Source organism: Streptomyces sp. NBC_01474 (genome assembly GCF_035918215.1).
GTDB classification, from domain to species: Bacteria; Actinomycetota; Actinomycetes; order Streptomycetales; family Streptomycetaceae; genus Streptomyces; species Streptomyces aureus.
Window position 1 is genome coordinate 9920822 of record NZ_CP109449.1, and the last position, 18306, is coordinate 9939127.

Below are 18306 nucleotides of genomic sequence, written 5' to 3' on the forward strand. Positions count from 1 at the left end.
GAAGCAAGGCGATGCGGCGCGCACAGATGGACGGCCTACCGCACCGGCTCGCCGCCGGCCTGCTGTACGTCCTCGTGCAGATGGACGATCCGCCAGATCTCGTCCTTGTACCGGCGCAGGGCAGCGGTGTTGCGCACGATCTCCGGCATCAGCGGCGCCCCCGAGTCAGCCGGAACGAACTCGACCCGAAGCCAGTAACGGAGCAGAGCGAGGTCACCGAAGACGTCGATCACCGGGTCGTAGGCTTCGAGCCCCGCCTCCCGCGGGCCCTCGCCCACCTCAGGGCGTTCGCCACGGATGCGGTCCAGATCCGCCTTGCCACACAGCAGCGGAGCGGCGGCGGAGTCCCAGATCGTCGCGTCCGGGTCCAAGCAGGCGTCGATCGCCGCCCGGTCCTGGCGGGTGTAAGCCGCGTACATGCTGGTGATCACCGACCAGACAGCCTGGGCCTGGGGTCCTGAGGCGCCTGGGCGCGCGGCGGCATTGGTACCGGTGGGGAGGGAGTCAGCGTGAGGGGGCGTCGGCAAGGCAGAAACTCCATGGTTGTCGCAGTGGTTCGAGTCGTCGGGCGGACGTTCCCGCCTTGGCAGGCGGCCGACCGTGGCAATCGCAACGCTCGGTTCGCCCCTCAGATGGAACCTCGTGGCCGCTCGCGCGCGGCGCTCCGGACCACGATCCGGCTGATTTTGGGGCAACGAGGGTGGCGGTCGTGTGGCGCGGCGTCAGTGAAGCCGACACCGTCCGCCACGGTCAACCGAGTCTGGGGAGCCGTGCGTTCTCGAGAGCGCTGCGTCCCAGCGGTCCAGGCGTCCACCGCACCACGTTCTCGCCTGGCTCGACTCCGCCCGCTCAGAGTGACAAAGCAGCATGACGCCAATCCAATCCGATACACGAAACGCTCGTGCAACTCACCCAGAACAGCCGCCCACGTCCTGACATCACCAAGCTCCCCACCCATAATCAGACCAACGACCACCCTGGCAACCAGCCACGCCAAAGACCGTTGCAGTACTAGAGGGAAGCGGCGCCGGGGTCACTCCCTCAACGGCGTGTTGCCATAACTTGGAGAGTCGCACTCATATAGTGTCATGCAAGCTGAATGCATCTCTCGAAAGCGGCGAATAGAAGATATTGCCCTACTGGCTTTATATTGAACTGGCGGAGTGCAATGACCCCCGGAGAGGCCCGCGACCCGAGCCTGAACAATAAGCGCCGTCTACCCGAAATCCACCCGGTTCTGCGAGCCACCGCAACCGCGGCAGCAGGTGGAACTTTGGTCATCTGGTGGCCCGCTTTCACGTTCGGTGCGTACAACGCCATCTTCTTCGACAATGTGCTGGCTTTGTGGGCGGTAGCCAGCGCCGTACTGCTCTCAGGCCTGGTGTTGCACAGAAAAGTCGCGGTGCCATGGCGCAGCTGGATCGCATTGCTACTACCATCCTTCTGGATCGTTCTGGGTATGACCGCACCGCGAAGCAAGGGTTTCCATTACCTCCACTACTTCGAGGTCGCGATCACCATCCTGAGCGCCCCATTTCTGACCTGGCTGCTCTCGAAAATTCTACTGTCCGACTACGATGAACTTCCTGCAGTAGAGCGTTTCGGAGCCGTCGGCATCACGCTGGTCATCGGGATCATCGCTTTCCTGCTCGGCAAATTCAACTATGCCTTCCTTACCTGCGCAGACTTCAACGTGAGCGGCAATAACACGCCACCCGGCTGCGCCCAAGGGCCACCTTTCCGTCTACGCTGAATGCTCTTGCAGAAGGCGACTTGGCAGGTGGTGCCGATCACCGTTCTGATTCGCGTCCAAGCCGATGCAGGCTATTTCCCGTGGAAGCGCTTCAAGCTCGACCGCCGGACTGACACCAACGGCTGACACCAACAGCAGCGGACGGAGCCGGACGAGAGCGGTCCCGAGCGGTCATGACGTCGGCCCCAAGTCAGGGTTCTCCCGCATCGCAGGGGGTCCGTGATCGACCTGGAAGGTGGGTCAGCCTCGAGTTCGTGCCGGACGCACAGTGAGGCCCGGAAGGTGTAGAGGTCCAGGACGCCGTGGGGATCGGCTAGGCCAGGGCCGCAGTCTGAGACCCATGCGGCGATATCGCCGATGTCGGCGGCGGCGCCCGGTCGTTGACTTCGCTGAGCCAGACCGGATGCCCGTCGGCCTGCCGCGCCTACAGATCTGCGGCGCCTCTTCGGTCGAGGCCGCGACGCATGCGCATCTGGCTCGGTGTTGGCGACAACAATCTGCGATACCCGGGTGAGACCGGCGGCGATTCCGTGGGCTCCGAAAGCGGTGGTGAACCCGGCCGCGTACAGCGGCCACATCCTCCGCGATGCCCCCGGAGCGGGGCATTTGGTCAGTCCGGGCTTCGGCCGTATTTCGCGGGCCATGCACGCACCCCGCCCGTACGATCACCCGATACGACTGCCGGAGGGGGCGGGAATGCGTGATATCGGCGACGGGACCGTGGCAGCGGTGCAGCTCGCGACAGGTGCGCCGCTTCGGAACACGCTTGATGTCGCAGACCCTGACGACTGGCTCGCGCTGGACGCCGGAGTACGTGAAGTGGCCTGGTACCGCTCGCAGTTCCTGCCGGAATGGGAACACACCGCGCCGCTGCCCGTCGATCTGACTCGGCTCGGCGAATCGCGGCTCGCACTTGCCCTCTGCCACCGCGATGGGCGGATCCGTCAGGAGGCGGTGAGTCAGTCGGCCCGGTACCCCGGTCTGCTGCCGTTGATCGTCATCCGCTGCACCGATTGGGCCAGTCCAGTGCGCGAGAGCGCCCGGCAGCTGCTGCGTGAGGTCCTGGATGTGGACTCTGCCCTCGACCTTGCACTGCTGATCCTGCGCGTCGGCCGCCGCGACAGAGGTGCCTTCGGCGTCGAGACACTCGGAGAGGTCCTGCGCCGGGCAACCCACAGGCAGTTCACTGCTCTCTTCACTTCCCCCGACCGCATCGTGCGGCGGTTCGGGTACCGGCTGGCCGTCGAGGGCCGGCTGCTGCGCCCGGCCGAGTTGGCCCGTGCGGCCGCCCAGGACGAGGACAACTTGGTCCAGGACCTGTGCGCCACAGCGGCGCTCACCGCTCTACGTGACGAGGGGGCGTACGACGATGTACTTCCGCCGCTACTGACCGCGGCCAACCCGCGTACCCGATCGGCCGGCGTCACCGCGCTGCGACAGGCAGGGCGGCCAGAGAAGGCGGAGGCGTTTCTCAGCGACCGATCCGCGCTGGTGCGCGCTTGTGCCCGATATGTAGTACGACAAAACGGAGGAGATCCGGCGGCCTGGTATCGGGAGCAGTGCACGGCACTGGACAACCCCGACTTGCGGCCCGACGCCGTCATCGGACTGGCCGAGTGCGGGGCGCGTGCGGATGCCGAGCTGTTGCGGCCGCTACTCGCGCATCCGGCGGCCGGGGTGCGTGCTCGGGCCGTCGCCGGGCTACGGGTATTGGACTGCGCGGACGTGGAGCAGCTACGCCCCCTTCTCGACGACCGTGCCCCCAGTGTCGCGCGCGAGACGGCCATCACCCTGCTTCCGTCGGCAAAGGAACTTCCCGCCGACTGGCTTCTGGAACGCACCGGCTCGGCGCGGGAACGGCACATCCGGCTCGCCGCATTCCGCCTGCTCGACGCGCGCGGCGGGGTCGTGGCACTGCGGGCGGCGGTCGGGCTGTTGGACGACCCGGATGTGAAGCTGCGCACCTGGGCCGGGCAGTCCGTACAGCGCTGGCATCCGTCGGCGGACATGCAGCGCGGCGACCCGGAGGTGGAGCAACTGCTCGACCGCAGCCGACACCTCTTCAGCGATCACGTGCTGCGGCGGCGCAAGTGGGAGGCCAAACGGGGCGGAGGCTGAATGCGCCAGCTTCCTTCGGCGCCGGCGCCGACCCGGCGTCGTGTCGTCACACCGAACTCGAGTGGTGGGAGTGACGATCAACCGTTACTGGCATCCCGGCCCCCGGGAGTCGCTCTCCCCGCTTGGACCGGTGAATGTCGAGGCGCCTGACCCTGCGTCTTGCCGGGGTTGACAGGGCTTTCACACTGCGGAGATCGCGGCCATGGGGGAGTAGGGGAGTGATGGCGGCACGGCATGGGCGGCGGCGCTTGAAGAAGCGGGACGCGCAGGCAGTTGCAGCGTTGGGGTGGTAGCGACGGTGGTTGCCGCCGCAGTGGCGGGTTTCGCTGACGCCGTGGGTGTACTGCAGCAGCTGGTCGCATGCAGTGAACGGGACTTCTTCGACCGTGTACGCGTCGTCGGTGGGCACGGGCAGGGAGGGGCCACCAACTGTTGCGTAATTCGTCAGTGAATCTCAGCTTTTCTCATGTATTATCTTGATTGTGTGAAGCTTTCCGAGTGGGCGGCGCGCAATGGCGTGCACTACCAGACCGCGTGGACGTGGGCGAAAGAGGGCCGTATGCCGGTCCCGGTGCGCCAGACGCCGTCCGGCACGTGGCTGGTCGACGAGCCCGCTTCGGAGGTGTCTGGCCGCGTCGTGGCGTACTGCCGAGTGTCGTCGGCGGACCAGGAGTTGGACCTTGACGGGCAGGTGGCGCGTGTGGTCCAGGGGGCGACTGGTCTTGGCCTGCGGGTTGCGGAGGTTGTGACCGAGGTCGGCTCGGGACTGGACGGGCGTCGGCGCAAGCTGCACCGGGTTCTGTCGGACCCGCAGGCGGTGGTGATCGTGGTCGAGCATCGAGACCGGCTGTCCGGGTTCGGCGTCGAGCACCTCGAAGCCGTCTTGTCCGCGTCAGGGCGTCGCCTGGTTGTCCTTGACCCCTCCGAGAGCGCCGATGACCTGGTGCGGGACGTCACCGAGGTGTTGACGTCGATGTGTGCGCGCCTGTACGGGCGGCGGGGGGCGAAGAAGCGTGCCGCCCGCGCGGTGGCCGTGGCGACCGGCGAGGCTGCCGGGTGAAGAAGTTCCGGCCGCAGCCCGGGTTCGTGGTTAAGGCGTACCGGTTCGCTCTGGAACCGAACGCTGCCCAGGAGCGGGCACTGCACTCGCATTGCGGTGCGGCACGGGCCGCCTACAACTGGGCGGTTGCCTGGATCGAGGCGTCGTGGTGGCAGCGCAAGGCCGAATCCACCTACGGCATCCCGCAGGAGCAGTTGACCCAGTGGCGGCCGTGGTCGCTGCCCGCGCTGCGCAAGGCGTTCAACGCGGTCAAGCACACCGACCCGAGGTTTGCCGCCTGGTGGCAGGACAACTCCAAGGAGGCGTACAACACCGGCCTGGCGAACGCCGCCGCTGCGTTCGACAACTATTCCAAGTCCAAGCAGGGCAAGCGCCATGGCCAAAAGATGGGTGCGCCGCGGTTCAAGTCGAAGCGGAAAGCGCGCCTGTCCTGCCGGTTCACCACCGGCACCATCCGTATTGACGCCGACGGCCGGCACGTCACGCTGCCCCGGCTCGGCACACTGCGCACCCACGAGCCCACGGTGAAACTCCTCGCGCGCGTTCAGGCCGGGACGGCCCGGATCCTCTCGGCGACCGTCCGGCACGAGCGCGGGCGCTGGTTCGTGTCGTTGCAGACCGAGGTGAAGCGTGACCTGGTGCGCGTCGCCCGGCCCGGCGTGGCGGTCGGAATCGATCTCGGTGTGAAGACCCTCGCGGTGATGGCCGACAGCGCCGGGGAGATCCACGAAGTGGCCAATCCGAGGCACCTGGACACTGCGTTGAAGCAGTTGCGCCACGCCTCTCGCACGGTCTCCCGACGCCAGGGACCCGACCGACGCACCGGACAGAAGCCCTCGAAGCGGTGGGAGAAGGCCAACGCCGCCCGCAATCGGGTTCACCACCGGGTGGCGAACCTCCGCGCCGACGCCCTGCACAAACTCACCACGAGCATTGCGGCCGAGTACGGCACCATCGTGGTCGAGGACCTCAACGTCGCCGGGATGCTCCACAACCGGCGCCTGGCCCGCCGGATCGCCGACGCCGGATTCGGCCAGATCCGACACCAGCTCGAGTACAAGACCCGCCAGCGCCACGCCACCCGCCTCGTGGTCGCCAACCGCTGGTACCCCTCCTCCAAGACCTGTTCCGGGTGCGGCGCAGCGAAAGCCAAGCTGCCGCTGCACCTGCGGACCTACCACTGCGACGCCTGTGACCTGGTCCTCGACCGGGACGAGAACGCCGCACTCAACCTCGCAGCCCTCGCGGCAGCCGCAGTAACTGGTACCGGAGTGGCCGGAGACCAGGACACCGCCCCGGCGGCGTCGAAGCCTCGTGTAGCCGACCGTAAGACCCGCGCAACCGCCCGCAGCCGCAAGGCCACGGGCGGGCGGGCAGGTGGCGCAACCCTGCCGCACCAGCGGCAGACGGAAACGAGAGACCGTACTCAAGCCGAAGCACCCACGCTTTGGTGATGTGACGGACCTTCCGGGCCGCAATGCCCGGAATGCTGAGAGCTACTGAGGCTCTGAGCAACGGTTGCGATGGGTGGCGAGCGGCGGGGGGCCCGAGGACACCTGCCGTCCGCCGGGACGGTGTGTCAGACCACGGCGAGCCGGTCCACCAGCAGCTCCACCCTCTGTGCGGCGTCCTCCGGCAGCAGCCGTCCCGCCCGGGTCAGGGTCGCAAGGCCGTGCAGGGACGCCCAGAACACCTCGGTAAACAGCCCCGGGTGGACGCCGTCCCCGGCGACCTCGCCCAGGCTCTCCAGCAGGGCGGCGAAGGCGTCCTTGAGAGGTTCCGGGGTGTCCTCCTGCGCGAAAGCCAGGCCGCCGTCGAGCTGGAACAAGGCGTCGTAGACCGCCGGGTTGCGTGCGGCGAAGTCGAGGTAGGCGCGGGCGAGGGCGGCGACCCGCTCGCGCGGGCCGTCCGCGGCGGTTGCCGCGGCGCGCACGACCGCCGCCATCTCCGCGGCGCCTTCCAGGGCGACGGCGCCGATGATCTCGCGTTTGCCGCGGAAGTGGCTGTAGAGGACGGGCTGGCTGTATTCGATGCGCTCGGCGAGCCGGCGGGTGGTGACTGCGTCCCAGCCCTGCTGCTCGGCGAGTTCGCGGGCTGTTGCCACGATGAGGCGCTCGCGCTCCGCCCGTTCGCGCTGCTTGCGTTCCTGTACCGACATGATTCGATCCTAGCATCGCTAGACAAGCGAGCGGCAGTAGTGCTAGCGTTGCACCATCGCCTAGCGACGCTAGATTCCAGGAGGGGTCATCATGCTCAACGCACTCGAGGTCGTCACCACCGTGATCGTCGGCGTGATGGTGGGGGTGGAGTTCTCCGTCGCCTTCGTCATGAACCGGATCTTCAACGCACTCCCCGAGGACAGCGGCCAACTCGGCCGCGCCCACGGGGGCCGGATGCTCGGCGCCGTGATGCCGTTCTGGTACATCGGCTCGCTCGTCCTCGTCGCGGTCTGGGCCGTCGCCGGATGGCACCACGACGGCGCCGGCCTCGTCGTCACCGCCGGCGCGCTGCTGATGCTCAGCGTGATCATGTCGATCCTGCTGCTCGTCCCGATCAACAACCGGGGCAAGACATGGACCCCCGAGAACCGGCCCGCCGACTGGAAGGAGCAGATGAACCGCTGGGACCGCTTCCACTACGTCCGCGTCGCCGTGATCATCGCCGCCTTCGCCCTGCTGGCCGCAGCCCTCGTCTGAGTCCGTGGGCCCAGACCATGTCGGCGGCGCGCACTGCCCAACTCGGCGGGAGGGAGCGGGTCACCGAAATCCCGCTCCCTGCCTGGGGCGCGCCGGGCCGTGACGAACCCGCAGTCGGTGGCGTGACGGCGAGCGTGGTTCCATGGCGGTCGACGATGGTGCTTGGAGCCGGGGCGGGCGCGGTCGACCGGCGAGGGGCCGATTGCTCCCCCTTTGAGGATCCGGACCTGTGGGCCGTCCACGGCGCAGTCGTCCAGATCCAGCTGGTCGGCGCGGCGCAGCTCACTCAACGGAGTGGCGTGCAGGCGGGGCCGGACGCCTGCCTCCTCGGTCAAGTCCCGCAGCCGGCGCCAGGCCGTCCCTCCGGAACAGCTCACTCTCTCCGCGGGAACGCCCGGCCAGGGCCACACCGGTTCGCAGCACATACATCACGTCGACCGGCGCTGCCCGGTCGGGAACGCGCAACCGTCCCGGATGGAGTCGGCGCCGCTCGGGAGCGGGTGGCACCAGCGGGGCAACCCCGCGAGGGACGCGCTCCACGGCACGAGGCCGTGGGGCGCGCCGACGCGTTCCTCAGGACGTGACGTCGGTGACCTTCCACCGTTGATTGGAACCGGAGTTGGGCTGCCAGGTCCCGACGGGCGCGCCCTCGTAGGTGGCCTGTCCGCCGACCTCGAGGAGGCGGCCCGTACCGGCGTTGACGAGCGTGTACGTGCCGTCGCCCGTCGTCGACAGGATCCACTGCGCGGCCGCGTCCCGCTCGTCCCTATCGGGTTCGACGACGGGCGCACCGTCGCGGACGGCCAGCCGCCTGCCGTCGGCGACGCTGGTGAAGACGTGCCGCCTGCGGTTCGCCGGTCCTTCCCCGCTGATCTGCGCGAGCCGCCACCGCTGACCGGCCGCACCCGTCCCCGACTTGATGACGAGTGTGCTGCCGCCGTCGGCGACGGTGAGGTCCTTGCCGCTCTGCACGCCGGTCAGCTCGTACGTTCGTCCCTTGCGCAGCGTCGCGGCGTCCTTCGTGACCCCGGACACGCCCTTGATCACGAACGTGGTCACCGACTGCGCGGGCACCGTGAACGTGGCCGTACGGCCCGTCACCGCGACCGGCGTCTGCTCGGCCAGCTTGCCGTCCGTGCTGGTCACGACCGGGGTGACGGTCGCGCCCTGGCGTACGGTCCCGAACTTCGACAGGTCGAGCGTCACCGTGCGGGAGGACGTGGTGCTGTTGACGTGGACGACGGTGGCACCGTTGCCGCCACGGGTGACGGCCGCGGTGCTGCTCGTGTCGTCGGTCTTGATGAGGTGGTCGCCGGGGCGGATGTAGTGGGTGAAGTTGCGGGCGGTGTCGAACTTCGTGTTCGTGTGGACCGGGCAGGTCTCCAAGGTGTCGTCGGGGCCGGCGCTGAAGGAGACCTGGATCTCGCCCCAGTTGCCCCCCTTGGCGGATTCCCCGCCGGGCTTCATGTTGTCCCAGTCCTCGACGGGCTGCCAGAACACCCAGGCGCTGGGCTCCAGTTCGCGCAGGTCGTCGACGATGTGCTGGGCGAGCCCGAGTCCGGGCCGCATGTCGGTGAAGGACTGGCCGTCGCCCCAGTCGCCCTCGACCTCGCTCATCCACAGCGGCTTGCCGTCGGCCTTGGCGAGGTCGCGGACGGAGGTCCGGCCGCCGGTGCCGTACGTGTGGACGTTCATCTGGGCGACGTGGCTCTTCACGTCGGCCGGGTAGCTGGTCCAGTTCGTGGTGAACGTCGTCGGGTTGGTCTCGTCCATTGCTGAGACGACTGCCGTCGTCCGCGCCTTCTTGAGCGCGGCGTGCAGCGCGGGCACGATCTTCTGCTGGAGGGCGGGGCCGATGTGACAGCCCTCCTGACGGCCACCGGTCGGATTCCCGTCGGCGCCCAACTTCGTGCCCCAGTAGCTGGTGTTGGGCTCGTTGCACGGGTCGACGGTCTTCACCTTGATGCCGTGCGCCTTCTCCAGGCGCCGCGTCGCCCCGGCCAGATAGGTGGCGAAGTCGTCGACGGACGCCTCCTTCAACTGGTCTTTCGACGCGTCGAAGCCGCCGGAGACGTAGCCGCTGACCGTCATGAAGTACGGCGGCGAGTTGGAGAACGTCTCCCAGTGGGTGATGTCCTTCTTGATCCGGTCCACCCACCAGCGTTGGGTGGCGTCGGCGTCCCCGTTCCAGTGGTCCCCGTTGTCGGGGTCCCACCAGTCGGTGTCGGTGCGGGTGGTGCCCTCGGGCGCTTTCCACCAGCCCTCGACGGCGCCGCCCGGCCTCAAGTAGGCGGGAACGTCTGGGGCGTTGCCGCCGCCTATGTTGTAGCGGGCGATGTTCAGAGCGAGGCCGTCACGGCCGAAGACGAGGTCGGCTATCCGCTCGCGGATCTCGTCCGGGTAGTGTCCGGTCGCGTTCGCGAACCAGACCAGGCTGGTGCCCCACCCCTCGAACCGCTCCTGCCGGTACGAGGGGTCGGGGGTGACCGTGACCGCCGCGCCGACGGCCGCGGCGGCGGCGAGTGGTGCGGCTGAGAGCTGGGTTCCTGCGGCCGCGGCCGTGGCCGCGGCGATGCCGATGAACCGTCTGCGGGTCAAGCGCGCCAACGTGTGCTCCTAATGTCGTGGTGTGGGTGGAGTGTCGGTGGTGCGAGAGCGGGTGGATTCAGGAGGCGGACTGCCGCAGGACGGCGACCTGGCGGGGCGCCAGGACGAGGCCGTCGCCCTCGGTGCGCGGCGCGACGAGCACATCACCGGTCAGACCCGGCAGCGCCACCTGCTCGTCGCTCCGGTTGACCAGGAACAGGTAGCGGTGCTCGGCGTCGCGCCGCACGGCGTGCTCCACCAACCCCCGTGCGTGTTCGGGGAGTTCGCTGGTCACCCCGGCGGGCGCGAGCAGCTCGGGCAGCAGCACGGTCAGCCCGTCGGCGCCGAGCCGGGTGGACACGTACGTGGCCGAGCCGCGGCCCGTGCCACGCCGGGTGACGGCAGGGCGCGACGCGTACGGGCCGGTGCGGTAGCCCGCCAGGACCTCGACGTCCGTGCCGGTGACCGAGATCCGGTCGGTCCACAGGCTGCCGGAGGTGCCGTTGTCCAGGTCGACGGTGTCGCCGTCGAGCAGCGGCCCGAACTCCTCGATGCGGATGCCGAGGACGTCGCGCAGCGCGCCAGGGTAGCCCCCGAGCCAGACGTGGTCGTTCTCGTCGACGATCGCGGAGAAGTACGTGGTGACGAGGTGGCCGCCGCCCTCGACGTACCGGGTGAGTTCCTTGGCGAGCGGCTGTGGCACCACGTGCAGGACGGGCGCGATGACGACGTCGTACGCGGACAGGTCGGTGCGGTGCGCGGGCACCACGTCGGCGCGGTGGCCGAGACGAAGCAGCGCCGAGTACCAGTCGAGGGCCTCACGGTGGTAGTCGAGGCGGGAGGTGGGGTGGGAGTCCTGCTCGCCGGCCCACCAGGAGTCCCAGTCGAAGAGGATCGCCACACGGGCGGGTTCGCGCTCGCTGCCCGCGATGGGGGCGAGCGCGTCGAGGGTGCGGCCCAGCTCGACGACGGAGCGGAAGAGTTCGCTGTCGGCTCCGGCGTGCGGGACCATCGCCGAGTGGTATTTCTCGGCTCCGGCCGCCGACTGGCGCCACTGGAAGAAGCAGACGGCGTCGGCGCCGTGCGCGACGTGCAGCAGCGAGTCGCGGGCCAGCTCTCCCGGGGCCTTCGGTGGGTTGACGGGCTGCCAGTTCACGGCGCTGGTGGAGTGCTCCATCAGGAACCAGGGGCGGTGTCCCGCGATGCCGCTGCTGAGGTTGGCGGAGAAGGAGAGTTCGTCGCGGTCCTGCGGTCCGGGGGTGACGTAGTGGTCGTTGGCTACGAAGTCGACCTCGTCCGCCCAGTCCGCGTAGTCCATGCCCTTGGTGCCCGGCATCACCATGAAGTTGGTGGTGACCGGCGTGTCCGGGCTGAGCTCGCGCAGGATCTCCCGCTCGGCGAGCAGGTGGTCCTTGAGAGCGTCCGACGAGAAGCGCTTGAAGTCGAGCTGCTGGGTCGGGTTCGGGTGCGAGGCGGCGAGCCGCGGCGGCAGTAGCTGCTCCCAGTCGCTGTAGCGCTGGGACCAGAAGGCCGTCCCCCAGGCGTTGTTGAGGGCCTCGAGCGTGGTGTAGCGGCGGCGCAGCCAGGCCCGGAAGGTGCGGGCGGCGTCGTCGGAGTAGTCGTAGACGTTGTGGCAGCCCAGCTCGTTGTTGACGTGCCAGGCGACCAGGGCCGGGTGGTCGGCGTAGCGGGACGCGAGGCGGCGGACGAGGTTCAGGGCGTGCTCGCGGAAGACGGGTGAGGTGGGCCGCCAGTGCTGCCGGGCGCCCGGCCACAGTGTCTCGCCCTGCGCGGTCACCGGCAGGATCTCCGGGTGCGCGGTGGTGAGCCACGGCGGCGGCGACGCGGTGGCGGTGGCCAGGTCGACGCCGATGCCGCCCGCGTGCAGCAGGTCCATGATTTCGTCGAGCCAGCCGAAGTCCCAGGTGTCGGCCGTGGGTTGGAGCCGCGCCCAGGAGAAGATGGCGAGGGAGACGACGTTCACCCCGGCCTCACGCATGAGCCGGATGTCGTCCGCCCACACCTCCCGTGACCACTGCTCGGGGTTGTAGTCGGCTCCGTAGCCGAGGCGCCGGGTGCCGTCCGAGCCCTTCGCGTACGGGAAACGGGAGGTGAGGGGGGCGGTCATGCGCGTCCTTTCGGGGAGCGGTCTTCCACAGGTGCGGTCGCGGGAGGCGGCGGGCTACTTCTCGACGGTGAAGCCCTGCTCGGTGCCGTACTTGACGGACGCGTCCTGCCAGGACTTCAGCCCGGCGGTGAGCTTGGTCGAGGAGACGTACGCCTTGCCGACGGTGTCGTTGAAGATCGAGTTGGAGTACACCTGGTACGGCAGGTACTTCCAGTCGGTGGGCACACTCTTCGCGGACTCGGCGAAGACCTTGTTGGCCTTCTGGCCGCCGAAGTACGGGAACTCGGTGTTCTGGAACGACGAGGAGTTCAGGTCCTTCGTCGTCGCGGGGAACGCGCCGTTCTTGATGCGGGTCTGCACGCCCGCACCGGAGTTGGCGTACTCGACGAACGCGTAGGCGAGCTCCTTGTTCTTGCCGAGCTCGGGCAGCGCGAGCGAGCTGCCGCCGTTCTCGGAGCTGCTGTGCGCGCCCTTCTCCCACTGCGGCATGGGGGCGACGCGCCAGTCGCCGGAGGCGCCCTTCACGCCGGAGGCGAAGTTGGCGGGCATCCAGGCGCCGGTGGGCAGCGTGGCGATGGTTCCGTCGCCGAGGCCCTTGTACCAGTCATCGGTCCAGCCGGTGACGGGCGCGACGAGCTTCTCGTCGATCAGCTTCTGCCAGGTGTCGGTGTACTTCTTCGCGCCCGCGTCGGTGAAGTCGATGCCGACCTTGGTGCCGTCGACCTTGTACGGGTGCGAACCGGCCTGCCACAGCAGGCTGGTGGTCAGGCCCGCGTCGCCGGCGTCACTGGTGATGTACGCCTTCGGGTCGGCCTTGTGCAGCTTGCGGGCGGCCTCGACGTACTCGTCCCAGGTCGTCGGGACGGCGATCTTGTACTTGTCGAAGACCTTCTTGTTGTAGAAGAGCGCCATCGGGCCGGAGTCCATGGGCAGGCCGTAGACGCCGGCGCCGGACTTCACCGAGTTCCACGGCCCGGGCGAGTACGAGTCCGCCAGCTTCTCGGCACCGTACGTCTTGAGGTCGGTGATCTGCTTCGTCAGGGCGTACTGGCCGAGCGCGTAGTACTCGATCTGCGCGACGTCCGGGACGCCCTTCTTCGCCGAGATCGCGTTCGACAGAGCCTTGTACTGGTCGTTGTTGGTGCCCGCGTTGACCAGCTTGATGTCGACCTTCGGATACTTCTTCTCGAAGTCGGCGGCGACCTGCTTCAGTGTGGGCTCCCACGCCCACACCGTGACGGTGCCGCCCTTCTTCAGCGCCGACTGGATGTCGGCCGAACTGACCTGCTTGTCACTCGAGCTGTCGTTGTCGGAGCCGCCGCAGGCGGTGGCCCCGAGGGCGACGGCGCAGAGGAGACCTATGCCGCGCAGCAGGCGGCGGGAGTTCTTGGGCATGGGCATGGCTTCCACTTCTTCGTGGTCCAACAGAGGGTTACGGGGCGTGAACTGCGGTGCTGTGCCTACTCCTTGACGCTTCCGGCGGAGAGCCCGGACTGCCAGTACTTCTGGAGCAGCAGGAAGGCGGCGATCAGCGGCACGATGGTGAGCAGTGAGCCGGTGAGCACCAGGTGGGGTATGGCCTCGCCGCCGGCCGTCTGCGCCTGCTTGTTCCAGGAGTCCAGGCCGAGCGTGAGCGGATACCAGTCGGGGTCCTTCAGCATGATCAACGGCAGGAAGTAGTTGTTCCAGGTCGCGACCGTGGTGAAGAGCAGGACGGTGACCGTGCCGGGCGCGAGCAGCGGCAGGGCGACCTGGAAGAAGGTGCGCAGCTCGCTCGCGCCGTCGATGCGGGCGGCCTCCATCAGCTCGGTGGGGATCGCCTCGGTGGCGAACACCCACATCAGATACAGGCCGAACGGCGAGATCAGCGACGGGATGATGACGGCCCACGGGGTGTCGGTGAGCCCCATCTTGCTGAACATCAGGAACGTGGGGACGGCAAGGGCCGTGCCCGGCACCGCGACCGCCCCGATGACGACGGCGAACACGGCGCGCTTGCCGGGGAAGGCGAACTTGGCGAGCGCGTATCCGCCGAGGACCGCGAGGAAGGTGGCGCCACCCGCGCCCACCACCACGTACAGGAGGGTGTTGAGGAGCCAGCGGCCGAAGACACCGTCCTGATAAGTGAACGTCTCGCCGATGTTGTGCCAGAGGTCGAAGTTCCCGTCGAACCACAGGCCGAACGAACGGGCCAGGCCCTGCTGGGACTTGGTGGCACTGATCAGGAGCCACACCAGCGGCAGCAGACTGTAGACGAGGACGACGCCGGTGAGCACGGTCAGCAGGACGCTGCGCCGGGGGCGGCCGGGTATCCGGCGGCGCGGTGAACGCAGGCGCGGGGCGTCGGACTTGAGCGGCGCCGTCGGCCGCACGGAGCCGGTGGTGGTGGTCATCGCGCTCACGCTCCCTTGCGCATGCCGCGCAGCTGGACCACGTAGGCGACGATCATCGTGATCACGCCCATGACGATGGCGACCGTCGCGGAGTAGTTCTGCTGCTGGCCCGAGAAGGACAGCGAGTACGTGTAGAAGTTCGGGGTGTAGTCGGTGGTGATCGCGTTCGGCGCGAGCTTCTGGAGGATGGCGGGCTCGTTGAAGAGCTGGAAGCTGCCGATGATCGAGAAGATCGTGGCGATGACGAGGGCGCCGCGGATCGCGGGAAGCTTGATGGCCGTGATGACGCGCCACTGTCCGGCGCCGTCGATCTCGGCCGCTTCGTACAGCGAGTGCGGTACGACGCGCAGCGCGGCGAAGAAGATCAGCATGTTGTAGCCGACGAACTCCCAGGTCACGATGTTGCCGATGGACGCGAGGACCAGGTCGGCGGACAGTGGGTCGGGCAGCTTCACGCCGAACGCGTCGTTGACGTCGCCGACCAAGCCGTAGCGGGTGCCGTACATGAAGCCCCACATGAGGGTCGCGACGACGGCGGGTACCGCGTAGGGCAGGAAGACGGTGATCCGGAAGAAGTCCTTGCCGTAGAGGCGGCCGCTGTCGATCGCGAGGGCGACGAGCAAGGCGATGCCGAGCATGATCGGCACCTGGATCAGCAGAAACAGTCCGACGCGGAAGACTCCGTCCCAGAACTGGCCGTCCTGCAAGGCCTGTTGGTAGTTGTCCAGGCCCACGAAGGTGGTGCCGCCGATGAGTTGTGTGCGGAACAGGCTCAGATAGACCGAGTACGCGAGCGGCGCCAGGAAGACGAGGGCGAAGACGAGCACGAAGGGGCCGATGAACCCCCACCCCGTCCAGGAGCGGCGCGCCCTGCGTACCGGTGGCCCGGCCGGTCGCGGCCTTGCGGCGGCCGGCGGCTGAAGCGTCGTCATCTCGCGTCCCTCGCTCGTACGTGTCTCGCGGATGGTGCTCGGATGTTTGCGTAAACATTCCGGCGCGCAAGCGACCGCCAGGTGTTATGTTTGCGTAAACATTCGGTGGCGGCATGTCTACACTGCCTCGCAGAGGACGGTCAAGAGTCGCCCGTGAACGATCAACTCGACTGGTGAGGCCAACGGTGGGAGCAACGGACAGCGCCCCGGAGCGCGCCAGGACCCATGCCCGGCGCCGCACACACAACGCGTCCATGGCCGACGTCGCCCAGGTCGCCGGTGTCTCGTCCCAGACGGTCTCCCGTGTCTCGAACGGCTTTCCCGGCGTCAACGAGGAAACACGCGAGCGGGTCCTCGCCGCCATGAAAGACCTCGGCTACCGCCCCAACAGCGCGGCGCGGGCGCTGAAACGAGGCGACTTCCGCACCATCGGCGTGATCACGTTCACGCTCTCCACCACAGGCAACATGCGCACGCTCGAGGCCATCGCGACCTCGGCCGCACAGGAGGGCTACGCGGTCACACTCCTCCCCGTCGCGGTGCCCACCCAGGACGAGGTGCGCGGCGCGTTCTCGCGCCTCGGCGAACTGGCGGTGGACGCGGTCATCGTCATCATGGAGGTCCACCTGCTCGACTCGGCGAGTCTCACGCTGCCGCCCCACGTGAAGGTCGTGGTCGCGGACTCGGACGCCGACGACCGTTACGCGGTGGTGGACACGGACCAGGCAGGCGGCACCCGCGACGCCGTACGCCACCTCCTCGACCACGGCCACCGCACGGTCTGGCATCTGGCGGGCCCCTCCGAGTCGTTCGCCGCACAGCGCCGAACAGACGCGTGGCGCAAGGCACTTGAGGCCGCAGGCCGCGCAGTCCCACCGTTGGTACGCGGCGACTGGTCGGCCGATTCGGGCTACCGCGCGGGCCTGCGCCTGGCCGAACAGGACGACTGCACCGCGGTGTTCGCGGCGAACGACCAGATGGCGCTCGGCCTGCTGCGAGCCCTGGAAGAGCGGGGCCGCAAGGTCCCCGACGACGTCTCGGTCATCGGCTTCGACGACATCCCCGACTCCGGCTCGTTCCAGCCGCCGCTCACCACGGTCCACCAGGATTTCGCCGAGGTCGGCCGCCGCTGCGTGGAGAGCGCACTGCGTCAGGTCCGGCAGGGCGAAGCGGAACCGGGAACCACGCTGGTGCCGACACGGCTGGTGGTGCGGGAGAGCACGGGGCGACCGCCGTCGCGAGAGGGCGGGCGGGGCTAGGCAGTTCCGTTTGGAACAGCTGGTCGTTGGTCCGGCTGCGCCGTCGACTGACATGCAGTGGGCACGGACCGAGCCGTTGCTCCCGGTTCGGTCCGGTCCGGACGCCGAAGCCGGGTGGCCGGTGGCGGGATCACCGTGAGGTGATCGATGCGATCACTTTCAATTTCCAGACCGGAACGCAGTGAATTCAGCTGCCCGAGAAATACGGCAACTGGCGGAGCGTCTACAACGAGATGGCGCCATCCGGGTGTGCTGCGGCTGTGTCGGGCCGCGATCGCCGGACCGATTTATCATGCTGAGCCCGGACCAGCACCATGCCCAGCGAAGGGTGTTTAGCATGCCGAACGACTCAGTCGCACGCTTCCTGGCGGCCCTGGCACCTGAGGACAGAGAGACCGTCGTGGCCAGGCCCGGGGAGGAACAGGAGCGGCTCGCCGCAGCCTGGGAACGGGAGCTGGAGGGGGATGACGAGCTCGATGTCCTCGACGAGGTGTCCCCGCCGGCAGCCGAGGCTGAGGCGGCTCGCCGCGTCCTTCGACAGGAGTCGGACCGACCCGTCTGATGGGCCGTCGAACGGCAGCAAGACCGTGTCCTGCACGGTGAGGTTGAGGAGCCGTTTCTAGCAGCAGAGGCGGATGCGAGTCCCGAGACCCAGGTAGTTGCCTGGATTCCGCGCAGGCGCGTCCTGGACGGAGGCGTTGGACGTGGCCGCCACCGAGGAACAGCGAGACGTGACAGGCGCTCAATCACGCCGATGACACCGGCAGGGCCCTCGGCCTGATGTGCAGCACGTCGCATGCGGAGCCACGTCCCCGTCCTCACCTGGACCTCTTCACCGGTACCACGGAGGAGCAGGTGGCAGAGGTCCAGGGGCTTGTCTCACTTGATGCACAGGCCGTCGAACGGAATCTCTACCCGCCGGATCCTGGCTTCGTTGTTCTCGCCGATCCGGACGGCAACCTCTTCTGTGTAGTCGATCTAAGCCGTGCACCCATGGGCGGCAACCAGTCGCCTTCGGGTCGAAGGTTCTGCCACAGCTTCTGACCTCTGTCGCTACCTGCCTCGACGGCCAGCCACCCTTCGGGCGGCTGGCCGTCCCCACGTTCGCATCCATGCAATGCCGTCATTTCACGTCCCAGATTCCAGATCCGGTAGATCACCAACTGCCTCCGAAACCGTCCCCTGCCATCCAATTGAGCCTCTTGACACGGATTCCGGCCCCGTGACGTTCGATGACAGCGAATCCTTGCCGTCTGGCCCGGAATTCGGGATGAGCCCGGCGAGTGCGAGCGCGGGCTTCCGCGTCGGAATCTCACGGCTGGTGCCGGATGGAAGTCGGTTCCGGCGTGGCGCTGAGAAGCCGAGGCCGTCGCGCCTGTAC

At 68.2% G+C, this 18306-nt stretch carries 14 protein-coding genes and 1 pseudogene; 8 read left to right on the top strand and 7 right to left on the bottom strand.

The window, feature by feature from the left end; genetic code table 11:
• Positions 1 to 35: 35 nt before the first annotated feature.
• Positions 36 to 431 (bottom strand): YybH family protein, encoded by a 396-nt coding sequence (locus OG758_RS45395; protein ID WP_326715276.1) that lies wholly within the window; start codon positions 429 to 431, stop codon positions 36 to 38.
• 737 nt (positions 432 to 1168) lie between these two features.
• Between OG758_RS45395 and OG758_RS45400 the strand changes: the two genes are divergently transcribed.
• The 4 genes from OG758_RS45400 (at position 1169) to tnpB (ending at position 6385) form a co-directional block, all read left to right on the top strand.
• A complete protein-coding gene (locus OG758_RS45400) occupies positions 1169 to 1753 on the top strand; it encodes a hypothetical protein (RefSeq protein WP_326715277.1) in 585 nt (194 codons plus the stop codon).
• Between the two features lie 696 nt (positions 1754 to 2449).
• On the top strand, positions 2450 to 3871 hold the full coding sequence (locus OG758_RS45405; protein WP_326716247.1) for a hypothetical protein: 1422 nt from the start codon (positions 2450 to 2452) through the stop codon (positions 3869 to 3871).
• A 484-nt stretch (positions 3872 to 4355) separates the two neighbouring features.
• Positions 4356 to 4931, top strand: a complete 576-nt coding sequence (locus tag OG758_RS45410; protein ID WP_326715278.1) for an IS607 family transposase — start codon at positions 4356 to 4358, stop codon at positions 4929 to 4931.
• Complete coding sequence (gene tnpB, locus OG758_RS45415; RefSeq protein ID WP_326715279.1) at positions 4928 to 6385, top strand: IS607 family element RNA-guided endonuclease TnpB; 1458 nt, start codon at positions 4928 to 4930, stop codon at positions 6383 to 6385. Before OG758_RS45410 ends, tnpB begins: the two co-directional genes overlap by 4 nt.
• Before the next feature lie 125 nt (positions 6386 to 6510).
• Here the strand turns inward: tnpB and OG758_RS45420 are convergent, their stop codons facing one another.
• Positions 6511 to 7089: a TetR/AcrR family transcriptional regulator gene (locus OG758_RS45420; protein ID WP_326715280.1), complete on the bottom strand. Its 579-nt coding sequence runs from the start codon at positions 7087 to 7089 to the stop codon at positions 6511 to 6513.
• Between the two features lie 91 nt (positions 7090 to 7180).
• Between OG758_RS45420 and OG758_RS45425 the strand changes: the two genes are divergently transcribed.
• On the top strand, positions 7181 to 7627 hold the full coding sequence (locus tag OG758_RS45425; protein WP_326715281.1) for a DUF1772 domain-containing protein: 447 nt from the start codon (positions 7181 to 7183) through the stop codon (positions 7625 to 7627).
• 573 nt (positions 7628 to 8200) lie between these two features.
• Here OG758_RS45425 and OG758_RS45435 read toward each other — a convergent pair.
• From OG758_RS45435 to OG758_RS45455, 5 genes are all read right to left on the bottom strand, one after another.
• A complete protein-coding gene (locus OG758_RS45435; protein ID WP_326715282.1) occupies positions 8201 to 10234 on the bottom strand; it encodes an RICIN domain-containing protein in 2034 nt (677 codons plus the stop codon).
• Positions 10235 to 10292: 58 nt separating this feature from the next.
• A complete protein-coding gene (locus tag OG758_RS45440) occupies positions 10293 to 12341 on the bottom strand; it encodes a beta-galactosidase (RefSeq protein ID WP_326715283.1) in 2049 nt (682 codons plus the stop codon).
• 54 nt (positions 12342 to 12395) lie between these two features.
• The gene (locus tag OG758_RS45445) at positions 12396 to 13736 is read right to left on the bottom strand and encodes an ABC transporter substrate-binding protein (protein WP_326716248.1); all 1341 of its coding nucleotides are present in this window, start codon (positions 13734 to 13736) and stop codon (positions 12396 to 12398) included.
• A 65-nt stretch (positions 13737 to 13801) separates the two neighbouring features.
• Positions 13802 to 14734: a carbohydrate ABC transporter permease gene (locus tag OG758_RS45450; protein ID WP_326715284.1), complete on the bottom strand. Its 933-nt coding sequence runs from the start codon at positions 14732 to 14734 to the stop codon at positions 13802 to 13804.
• Positions 14735 to 14739: 5 nt separating this feature from the next.
• Positions 14740 to 15666 carry a carbohydrate ABC transporter permease gene (locus OG758_RS45455; RefSeq protein WP_326715285.1) on the bottom strand — a complete coding sequence of 309 codons (927 nt, stop codon included), beginning with the start codon at positions 15664 to 15666 and terminating at the stop codon, positions 14740 to 14742.
• A 254-nt stretch (positions 15667 to 15920) separates the two neighbouring features.
• Here OG758_RS45455 and OG758_RS45460 point away from each other — a divergent pair, with 254 nt between their 5' ends.
• From OG758_RS45460 to OG758_RS45470, 3 genes and pseudogenes are all read left to right on the top strand, one after another.
• Entirely contained in the window at positions 15921 to 16925 is a 1005-nt protein-coding gene (locus tag OG758_RS45460; protein WP_326715286.1) for a LacI family DNA-binding transcriptional regulator, read from the top strand.
• A 337-nt stretch (positions 16926 to 17262) separates the two neighbouring features.
• Positions 17263 to 17487 carry a hypothetical protein gene (locus OG758_RS45465; protein ID WP_326715287.1) on the top strand — a complete coding sequence of 75 codons (225 nt, stop codon included), beginning with the start codon at positions 17263 to 17265 and terminating at the stop codon, positions 17485 to 17487.
• A gap of 97 nt (positions 17488 to 17584) precedes the next feature.
• A pseudogene (locus OG758_RS45470) lies at positions 17585 to 17969 on the top strand (VOC family protein).
• Positions 17970 to 18306 lie beyond the last annotated feature (337 nt).